The sequence below is a fragment of the Dietzia sp. genome (assembly GCF_036741115.1).
Classification (GTDB): Bacteria; Actinomycetota; Actinomycetes; order Mycobacteriales; family Mycobacteriaceae; genus Dietzia.
The window spans coordinates 2,160-8,579 of the sequence record NZ_DAINST010000100.1; the positions used below are offsets into that span (position 1 = coordinate 2,160).

Here is a 6,420-nt window from a genome sequence, read left to right on the forward strand (position 1 = left end):
GTCATCTCCGGCTCGCTCCAGAAGTAGCAGCCACTCCGGCTAGACCGGAGAGCCTTGTGGGCCACGGCCGACCGGACACTCTCCGGTGGCCATCCACACTTCCGGGCCACCTAGGCCCGAACACCAACACTCAAGGAGACACATCATGGGTTCCATCCAGGACATCGCCAACAACGGTTTCGGCTTCGCGCAGGGCCTCATCAACGCCGGCCTCAAGGCCGTCGAGGGCTTCTACACGGTCATCTCCGGCTCGCTCCAGAAGTAGCAGCCACTCCGGCTAGACCGGAGAGCCTCGTGGGCCCCACCCGTTTTTCGGGTGGGGCCCACGTTCGATTTAGTCGCGAATTCACACACTACGAACGCCCGACTACGTTCGGGCCTCGCAGGCCGAGCGCCCCGTACCCCCAATAGTGTGATCTGTAACACACTCCCCAGTTTCTGGGATATACCTACTGACGAGCTCACATCGTCAGTCCACCAGGGCCTCCACGGCTCACACTCATTCAGGGAGAAACACTCATGGGTTCCATCGAAATGGTCGTTGGCAACATGTTCACCTTCGCGCGGGGCATGATCAGTGCCGGCCTCTCGGCAGTCGAGGGCTTCTACGAGGCCTTCACCGGCTCGCTGGTCGGCGGCGGGGAGTAAATTCACATCAAGAACCACGCCGTGGGTTCCGCCGGGAGGCGGAACCCACGGCGTGGTCACGTCTGCGTCGATGCCGGAGGCCGAGCGAGGGGGACCTCCCGCGTCAGACCACTCCGTTCTCGTAGGCGTAGACCACGACCTGCGCCCTGTCGCGGAGGGCGAGCTTCTGCAGCACGCGCCGCACGTGGGTCTTGACCGTCTCCTCGGAGATATACAGCGTGTCCGCGATCTCCGCGTTGGAGCGGCCCGTGGCGATCTGCTCGAGTGTCTCGCGCTCGCGCGGGGTGAGGGAGGCCAGCGCGCGCGGCTCGTGCCGCGGCTGGGCGCGCCGCGACATCGCGTCCTCGATGAGCCGCCGAGTCACGGTCGGCGCCAGAAGCGCCTCCCCCTCGACCACGAGCCGCACCGCGCGGAAGAGTTCTTCGGCCGGCGCGTCCTTGAGCAGGAACCCTGAGCAGCCGATCCGCAGCGCCTCGTACACGTAATCGTCGAGGTCGAACGTGGTGAGCATGATGATCCGCGGCTTCGGATCGATCCCCGAAGCAAGAATCCGCCGTGACGCCTCGAGGCCGTCGACCTCGGGCATTCGCACATCCATGAAGATGACGTCGGGCTGTAGGGATCGCACCGCCTCCACCGCCGCGGCGCCATCGGAGGCGTCGCCGACCACGACGATGTCGTCCTGCGCGCCGAGGAGTGCGGCGAATCCCTGCCGGACCATCACCTGGTCGTCGACGATCATCACCTTGATGGGCATGGGGCCACCCTAGTTGCGAGTGTCGCCGGCGGTGCGGCCATCGACCAAGTTGCAAACGGCCGGGCGGATATCAAACAGGCATCTCTTCGCCAGGCGCCCCGCAGCCCCGCGCTCATCGGGCGCGGCCCCGGAAGGGCACGCGGGCCGTCACGGTGAACCCGCCGTCCGAGGCGGAGAGCGCGGAGAACGCGCCTCCCACGGCCTGCACGCGCGCGGACATCCCGGGGATTCCCGAGCCACCGCCGGAACCGGGCGAAATCAGCGCGCCGGGCGCGGCGGGACCGTTGTCGACCTCGAGGCTCGCGTTCGCCTGCCCGCCCTCGCCCGCAGGTCCTCTATCTATGTCGAGGTTCACCACCACCGGACCACCCGGCGCGTGCCGCGCCGCGTTGGACAGCGATTCCTGGAGCACACGATGGAGCACGACCCCCGTGGTCTCATCGACGGATTCGAGGTCGCCGTCGATGTTCCACGAGATGTCCACGCCGGAGCGGCGCGCGGTGGTGAGCGTCGGGAGGATCTGGTCGGCGCCGACGGGCGCGACCTCGGTGGTCTCGGCATCGGTGCGCAGCACACCGAGCAGCGAGCGCACCTCGTCGAGAGCGCTGCGCGCGGTCTCGGCAAGCGTGTCGAACTCGGCGTGGATCCCCGGGGTCACACCCTGGAGGCGGTAGGGCGCGGACTGCGCCTGCACCACGATCATCGACATCTGGTGGGCGACCACATCGTGCAAGTCGCGGGCGAGCTTGTTCCGCTCCTCGGCGACGATGCGCAGGTCGGACTGTGCCTCCGAGCGCGCCGATTCCTGCGCGAGCTGGACGTTCGACGTGGCGAGCTGTCGCCGCGACACCACGAGCCAGCGGATCAGGAAGATCACCGCGGCGAACATGAGCGCCCCGAAGAACCAACCGATCTTGATATCGAAGCGCGGCCCCAGCAGCTGGAGCGCCGCCGTCACCGCCACTGCTATTCCCACGCGTTTGACGTCGCAGGTGAGCACTACCGCGGCGAGCGTGATCGCGAGCGCGAGGTGGAAGGTCACCGGCCAGCCGAGGGCGAAATCGGGGTTCGAATGAGCGGGGACGATGACGAGGCACGAGAACGCCACGACCGCCCACGATCCAAACGGGAGGTAGCGGATCGTCGCGATCGGCCACGTGGCGAGCATCGACAGGATCGGGACGAGGCCGACGATCACGTGGTGGGTCATCGACATCGTCGGCCACGTGATCGCGAAGAATATGAGTGCCACCGCGACGAAGAGGAGCTCCGGCCAATGCGGGGCGAGCGCGCGGCGCGTCGAGCGGCCTGGTCGGGAGTTCGCCACGGCCTTCGTGGCCTTGGCAGCCTTCGCCTGCTTGGCGGCCCGCTCGCCGGGCGCGGTCTTCTCTTTCTTCATGCCCACGACGCTATGGGGCGCAGCCTCCCGGGTAATCACCCCAGAGGGTGACTTTCCCCTAATCCCCTGGGGTTAACCCTGCGAGGTGAGGCGGAAATCCCCTGCTCAGGGGATCCACGCCGCGGGCGCACCTACATAGCTTGCTCGGCATGGACAGCAACCCTCGCAGCACGCCGACCGCCCGCACCGATTGTTCCGCCTCCGTCTCTACGCCTGCCGAGGCTCCCGGGCCGCGGAAGCTCGACCGCCGAGCCATCGTGATCGTCGCGGCGGGGATCGCGATTGCCGCGGCCGCCACCGCCTTCGGCGCACTCGCGCACACGGCGACGCCGTCGGCGGCGGCCGCCGCTTCGCCCTCGGTCGGCTCCGCGCCGCCGTCCACCGGCGCCTCTTCGGGCGCCGGAGGGTCCGCGGCGGCGTCCGTGGCTGCGGTGGACGCCGTCAGCGCTGGTAAGAACCTAGCCGCCGGCGAGCGCGACACCGCGTACTTTTCCCGCGAGCTGGTCGCCGCGCTGGGGTACGCGCCCGAGACTTCCCCGGCAGTGGGCACGAACGGAACGGACGGCAACACGCCCGATGGCGCCCTCGCTCTCCGGCCCGACGGCGACTGCTCCTCGCCGGTTCCGCTCCCCACGAGCTTCGAGACGCCGTGCAAGACCCACGATCTCGGCTACGACCTGCTCCGCATCGCCCATGCAGGCGGCGCCCAGATCCCCGCCGATCTGCGTCCGGCGCTCGACAGGCAACTCGGCGAGCGCATGGCGGCCTCGTGCGCCCCGGCCCATAACCCGCTGGGCGCCTTGGAGTACGGGAGCTGCCGCACGGCGGCCTCCGTCGCCGAGTTCGCCGTCGAGGCCAACACACTGCGCCAGCACCGCGGCGCCCCGGTCGAGGAGCGGTTCCCGTGGTAGTCCAGGCCCCGCCGGCGATTCGGCCCACCGCGCGCATGCTCCCCCACCCCCTCCAACTGTCACGGCCACGCCCCGCCAGCCGCACAAGGCGCCGCGTACCGCTCGGCGTCGCAGCCAGGGCGATCGCCGCTCGCGCAGCGGGCGTCCTCTGCCAGGTAGCGATGGGCATCCTCGCCGTCATCGCCGGCTTCTACTTCCTCGGTTCCTCCCTCTCCGGCCTCGCCTGGTGGGCCTTCGATTCCGGTCCGCTGCGGCAGAGCCCCGAGCTCGTCCTCCAGGACCCGTCACCGCTCGGCGCAGTGCGCACCTACGTCGACACCCCCGGCGCCGACCCCGCAGTAGCCGCCGGCGAGGCCGTCGACCGCCTAGACGTGAGCGGCGGATTCGACAGGCAAGTCCTCGTCATCGCCCTGCCTACCGGCTCGGGCTGGGTCGATCCCGACGAGGCCGATGCGCTCGAGCGGTGGGCCGGCGGCGACATCGCCACCGTCGCGGTGCGCTATTCGCGCGCACCCTCGGCCGCCGTGTTCGTCCTCGACCCGGCCCGCGCCGTGAACTCGGCCCGCGCACTCATCTCGGGAGTCACCGAGCACATCGCCGCCATGCCCGAGAACCAGCGCCCGAAGCTCGTCGTCCAGGGCGAGAGCCTCGGCGCGCAGTCCGGGGCCGCGGCACTCGCGGACCCCGCGCTCGCAGGCAGGGTCGACGCCGTGCTGTGGCAGGGCCGGCCAGGCGAGGACGCCCACCCCTACGCCGCTCCCGCAGGCTTGCCGAACTCGTGCGCGGTCTCCGCCCTCAACCCCGGAGATCCCGTGGGCTCTGTCTCGTGGGGCCTCCTCCGCGACCCCGCCCGAGCGGCAGGCGTGCTCGCCGCCCTTCCCGGCTCCGAGTCCGCCGCCCCCGGCACCGAACACAGCTACGATCCCATTGTCCCGCCCGCCGAATGCGTTCCGGTACCACGCGTTTCGGCATCCACGGCGAACCCGTAAGCCTCGCGCCGAGTGTGCGACGCCTCTCACGCCTCGTGTGATTTCGCCCCGAGATCCAGTACGCTCGGACGGTTGCTCCAGAAAGGGCAGCCGGGACCGCCGCGGACCTACCGCGACGCCCCGGCCTCGACACAGAAGCTATGCACAAACCCGCACGCCACCGACGCCTACGCTCGCAGGGCTGGAAGTTCGTCGCCATCGCCAGCCTGGCAGCGATCGCGATCAGCCCAGCCGGAGCATCCGCCGACGACAACAAGGACAGCCCCGCCCAGCAGGGTCCGCTCCCCACCGAGCCCGCACTGCGCGCGGCGACGCTCCTCTCCGAGGACACCCCGGGCCTCGACTACTTCTCCCCCGAGACCATCGCCGCGCTCGGCTACGAGCCCGTGCTCACCCCCGATGGCTTCGCCGAGCGCGCCGACGGCAACTGCTCCTCGCCGGTCGCGCTCCCCGCGAGCTTCGACCACGCCTGCAAGTCGCACGACCTCGGCTACGACCTGCTTCGCGCCGCCCATGACGACGGACAGCGCATCCCCCCGGGCCTACGCTCCGCCATCGATCGGCAGCTCGAGCGCCGCATGCACGCCTCGTGCGCCGGCGCCGATGCCGACGCCGATCTGGCGGGCTGCCACCTTGCCGCCTCCGCTGCGGGCCTGGCCGTCGCGGCGAACACTGAGCGGCAGGGCGCCGGGACGCCGATCCACGAGGAGATCCCGGACATCGTGCGCTCCTTTACCGGCACCGAGCGCGGCGGCCTGTAGCTCGCGGACCTGGGCCGTCATCCAGGGGTGGCTCGCCACATGCGGGCCGTGCTGCGCTACTCCGGCACGACCTCGCGCACGACCTTCGCCGGCGAGCCGACGGCGAGCATGCCGGCCGGCACGTCACGGGTCACAACAGAGGCGGCGGCGATCACCGCGCCGTCGCCGATGCTCACGCCCGGCAGGATGGTGCTGTTCGCACCGATCCACGCGTCGGCGCCGATACTCACGGGATGGGGCTCCATGTCCGCGCGGCGGGCGGGATCCATCGCGTGGTTGAGCGTCGCGATGAGCACGTTGTGGCCGATGAGCGCGCGGTCGCCGATGGTGATCCCGCCCTGGTCCTGGAACTTGCAGCCCATGTTGATGAAGACGTCGCGGCCGATCCGGGTATTGCGGCCGAAGTCCGTATAGAACGGCGGGAAAACGCGGAAGCCCTCCGCGGCGGGCGCGCCCAACAGCTCGGAGAGCAGCCCGCGGACCTCCTCTTCGTCGTGGTACGAGCCATTGAGCTCGCCGGTGATCCGCAGCGCGCGCTGGGACTGCGCGTGTATCGCCGCGTGCAGCGGGCTTCCTCCGGCGATGATCTGCCCGGCGTCGAGCGCCTCGATCAGTTCCTCGAGGGTCGCTACGTTCTCGTCTCCGCCTGCCATCGCCCTACCTCCCCGGTATTCGATCCGTGTCGGGTCAAAGCCTACGAGCCGGAGGCCGGTGCGCGTAGACCACGAACAGGCCGGGCCGCCCGGGGACGATGATCCACGGGCGGCCCGGCCTGGTCGTATCGGCAGGTATCCGACGCCTATGTGCCGGCTACCCGACTACTTCGCGGCGTCGTCCGCCGTGACCGTGAAGGCGAACTTCTCGGTGTAGGTCTTGCCGTAGCGGTCGGTGGCCGTGATCTCCGCGGTGTGCTCGCCGGGCTCGAGATCGGCGGGCAGCGGGAGGCGCCAGTAGT

At 70.0% G+C, this 6,420-nt stretch carries 7 protein-coding genes; 4 read left to right on the top strand and 3 right to left on the bottom strand.

The window, feature by feature from the left end:
* Positions 1-519: 519 nt before the first annotated feature.
* On the top strand, positions 520-648 hold the full coding sequence (locus V7E05_RS12745; RefSeq protein WP_333620018.1) for a hypothetical protein: 129 nt from the start codon (positions 520-522) through the stop codon (positions 646-648).
* Between the two features lie 103 nt (positions 649-751).
* Here V7E05_RS12745 and V7E05_RS12750 read toward each other — a convergent pair whose 3' ends face one another.
* Both V7E05_RS12750 and V7E05_RS12755 read right to left on the bottom strand, forming a co-directional pair.
* Positions 752-1,405 carry a response regulator transcription factor gene (locus V7E05_RS12750; RefSeq protein ID WP_333620019.1) on the bottom strand — a complete coding sequence of 218 codons (654 nt, stop codon included), beginning with the start codon at positions 1,403-1,405 and terminating at the stop codon, positions 752-754.
* Between the two features lie 112 nt (positions 1,406-1,517).
* Positions 1,518-2,804: a sensor histidine kinase gene (locus tag V7E05_RS12755; protein ID WP_333620020.1), complete on the bottom strand. Its 1,287-nt coding sequence runs from the start codon at positions 2,802-2,804 to the stop codon at positions 1,518-1,520.
* Positions 2,805-2,953: 149 nt separating this feature from the next.
* Between V7E05_RS12755 and V7E05_RS12760 the strand changes: the two genes are divergently transcribed.
* The 3 genes from V7E05_RS12760 (at position 2,954) to V7E05_RS12770 (ending at position 5,465) form a co-directional block, all read left to right on the top strand.
* On the top strand, positions 2,954-3,715 hold the full coding sequence (locus tag V7E05_RS12760; protein ID WP_333620021.1) for a hypothetical protein: 762 nt from the start codon (positions 2,954-2,956) through the stop codon (positions 3,713-3,715).
* 161 nt (positions 3,716-3,876) lie between these two features.
* The gene (locus tag V7E05_RS12765; RefSeq protein ID WP_333620022.1) at positions 3,877-4,704 is read left to right on the top strand and encodes an alpha/beta-hydrolase family protein; all 828 of its coding nucleotides are present in this window, start codon (positions 3,877-3,879) and stop codon (positions 4,702-4,704) included.
* 140 nt (positions 4,705-4,844) lie between these two features.
* Positions 4,845-5,465: a hypothetical protein gene (locus V7E05_RS12770; protein ID WP_333620023.1), complete on the top strand. Its 621-nt coding sequence runs from the start codon at positions 4,845-4,847 to the stop codon at positions 5,463-5,465.
* A gap of 56 nt (positions 5,466-5,521) precedes the next feature.
* On the opposite strand, the gene V7E05_RS12775 is transcribed toward V7E05_RS12770, so the two are convergent.
* Complete coding sequence (locus V7E05_RS12775) at positions 5,522-6,118, bottom strand: sugar O-acetyltransferase (RefSeq protein WP_333620024.1); 597 nt, start codon at positions 6,116-6,118, stop codon at positions 5,522-5,524.
* Positions 6,119-6,420 lie beyond the last annotated feature (302 nt).